We start from the raw sequence: 295 nt of genomic DNA, 5'->3' as shown, positions 1-295 counted from the left end.
TTACGTTGATTAATCATCATGGGACGCTGTTCAATTGATCGCCCCAAAGATTGATTATATTTGGATCGTTGGTCAACGTTACGCCGTTGGCGTACGCCATGTTCAGGTAGATCATTCAAGGAGAAACCAATTCTCCCCTGATTTAGCCAATTATAAATAGATTTAGTAGCTAGTTTAAATTCGTGAGCAATCATTCCTGGTGACCAGCTTAGACGTAAATGGTTGAGAATTTTTTGCTTTAACTCATCGCTCAGCTTAGTTTTCCGACCACATCGTGATCGCTTGTATTCGGCAT

The 295-nt window shown here is 40.7% G+C and carries 1 protein-coding gene; it reads right to left on the bottom strand.

What is annotated here, in order from left to right:
- Positions 1-295: transposase family protein (locus KTE19_RS13765; protein WP_488225853.1), on the bottom strand; the 295-nt coding region annotated here is incomplete at both ends.

This window comes from Lentilactobacillus dabitei (genome assembly GCF_019061365.1).
Taxonomy (GTDB): domain Bacteria; phylum Bacillota; class Bacilli; order Lactobacillales; family Lactobacillaceae; genus Lentilactobacillus; species Lentilactobacillus dabitei.
The sequence above is the reverse complement of the archived record's forward strand: the minus strand, read 5'-3'. Positions and strand labels throughout refer to the sequence as shown.